The organism is Wolbachia endosymbiont of Tuta absoluta, from assembly GCF_059414725.1.
On sequence record NZ_JBNRJY010000012.1, the window covers coordinates 1 to 2,651 of the forward strand.

Annotated in this window: 2 protein-coding genes and 1 pseudogene; 2 read left to right on the top strand and 1 reads right to left on the bottom strand. The window is 32.3% G+C overall.

Annotated elements, in window-relative coordinates; genetic code table 11:
* Nucleotides 1–84: 84 nt before the first annotated feature.
* Complete coding sequence (locus ACJ5GX_RS00075) at nucleotides 85–375, top strand: ETC complex I subunit (protein WP_495292556.1); 291 nt, start codon at nucleotides 85–87, stop codon at nucleotides 373–375.
* A 981-nt stretch (nucleotides 376–1,356) separates the two neighbouring features.
* On the opposite strand, the gene rsmH is transcribed toward ACJ5GX_RS00075, so the two are convergent.
* Nucleotides 1,357–2,241, bottom strand: coding sequence for a 16S rRNA (cytosine(1402)-N(4))-methyltransferase RsmH (rsmH, locus tag ACJ5GX_RS00080; protein ID WP_007302319.1), 885 nt, complete (start codon nucleotides 2,239–2,241; stop codon nucleotides 1,357–1,359).
* 269 nt (nucleotides 2,242–2,510) lie between these two features.
* Here rsmH and ACJ5GX_RS00085 point away from each other — a divergent pair.
* A pseudogene (locus ACJ5GX_RS00085) lies at nucleotides 2,511–2,651 on the top strand (beta-ketoacyl-ACP synthase II); the annotation flags it as partial.

Sequence of the window (2,651 nt, forward strand, 5' to 3'; positions counted from 1 at the left end):
AGTTACTTTGGATGAGTTACTTGAAGTGATGCCAGGGCCGGATTTCCCAACTGGGGGAATGATTCTTGGAAGGTCTGGAATAAGATCGATCAAGTAGTTTTTAAGATTTATAAGCCAACAAAAACTGCAACACAATCTGGCTTAGGTAATACAAAATTCTGGTACCTAAAAATTAAGCCTTGTTCTTACTATATTGAACCTTTGATGGGATGGGTTGGCTCAAAAGATCCCCAAAAACAGATTGTATTAAAGTTTGATTCTCTTGAAAAAGCAATATCTTACGCAAAGAAACACAACACAAAGTACACAATTGAAATGCCAAAAGATGTTAAAAGACTGCCAAAATCTTATGCAAATAATTTTATACTAAAGTAAATTTTATTGTAGTATGTTTACCTAAAAGCTTAAATCTAAGAACATATCTTGAAAGGACTTAAGTGGTTAAGCATATATTAAAGAGTTCTTGCAGTAAGGAGAGCACGCTCATACGTCAAGCAAATAATGTTTACCTAAAATTCTTTGACATTCGCAGCTTTCTTGGCAATCGTATCCCATTTTCAGTAAACAGTGATTCTTCTATATATTAGAAAAATTTTTATTTTAATTAGCGTTAAACAATAGGCGCCTATTGGTTTTTAGCTAAAGTAAAAGTCAAATATCTGGAATTCTGGACATAAAATCCTCCTGTGTAAAAAAGATTAGAAAAAAATGCAGTGCACATACGACAGAGATTAAGTATACGTGTATACACTGAAGAAGACACACTACATTTAATGAGTTTGATTGTTTAGTAGAAAAAGTCTGCAGACAAAGATAGATTTTGAGCTCTAAAAGTATCTCTAACTATCATTATAATCAGATTTAAAATATATGGAAGCAAAATTTTACGTTCCCTTTAATATTTCAAATTAGACCTCTTGCATAACTATATTAAACTCCCTCATTATATATTTCATTGCATTAATAATTGTTATCGCCCCTTGTGCAACATTTGGCCTTGTCACTGACATCACTCGTTACCCTCCTATTTTTTGCTGACCTCATCTTATTTTTTTCCCTTTCAAGATAGGTTCTAATTGTTATTCTGGGTTTTAAGTTGTGCTAACACACTACAGAGAGTCGAATCTGGCTAGCTAGTATCAAAGGGTTATTTTTTAGGTATTTCTCCGTAAGACTGCAAGTTTTTTTAGATTACTCAAATAACTCCATTCTGCTTGCAGGACTTTTATGTCGCTTTGCACTAAATTAATTTTATGCTTTATTCATGCTAGTTCTCTATTTAGTGATTGAACGTGTAATTTTACCTTAAATAACCCTACAATAAAAATATAATTATTGAAATGGCATGAAAGGTCCTCATGATAACCTTTGTATAGCTCTCAGTTTTGCTGAACGCGCGCGTGGATTTACATTTATTTCTTCTGAACTTGCTTTGATCACTTTTTTATTTAAAAGGGAGAATGTTTTAGTAGATCCTGGTTCACATAAATCTTTAAAAACAGTTTTGACTATACGATCTTCTAGAGAATGAAAGGTAACTACAATTAATTTGCCGTTTTCACTTAAAATCTCAGATGCAGCTTTAATACCCTTTTCAAGCTCTCCTAGCTCATCATTTACCCATATTCTGATTGCCTGAAATGTCCTAGTTGCAGGGTCAATCTTGCTTTTTCCACGAAACACTACAGAACGTACAATATCCGCAAGTTCAAATGTAGTTTTGATAATTTTCTTCTTCCGCGCATTTACTATCGCTCTTGCGATTCTGCGGGAATGACGCTCACCCCCATAATTATATATAGTGTTCGCAATCTCTTCTTCACGTAAAGCGTTAACAAACGTCGAAGCATTCATATGAGAATAGTTATCCATGCTCATGTTAAGTGGGCCATCACGTAGAAATGAGAATCCTCTATCTCCATTATCAAGCTGCATAGATGAAACTCCAACGTCGAAAACTATTCCATTGATACCTTTAATATTATTACTATCTAATAAATTTTTGATATTACTAAACTTTTCAATAAATAACTTTATTCTATTAGGGTATTTAACATTTAGATCATCATAAAATTTAGTAACTGTTTCATCTCTATCAACTGCATACACTTTGCAATCAGCGGATTCCAATATTGCTTTGCTATATCCTCCAGCTCCAAACGTGGCATCCACATATATACCACCACTGTGTGGTGACAATTGCAGTAGCATCTCTTTTAACAAAACTGGAATATGTGTCATATCAAGAGACTTTGTGCACTTAAATTAAAATAACTTTCTCGCCAAAAAATATATGGAAATATATAGGTATAGTATAAGAATATTTAAATATAATCAACGATATAAAAATTTAATAATATAATATTATTAATATAACATTTACATAATTCACGTTTGAAAAAGTAAGTAATATTACTATAATATCAAACAAATTACGGAAGATTTCGTGCAACAAATAACAAAAGTAATACTATCAAGTTTAATTTGTAACACTTTATTGTGGTATGATCGATCGTTTTATTCACTACGGAATTGCAGCAGCTGTTCAGGCAGTAGAAGATTCACTAATTTTGGAAAATAAAAATATTAATAAAGAGCGAATAGGTGTAGCTATTGGTTCTGGTATAGGTGGTCTTCCGTCAATTCAGGAA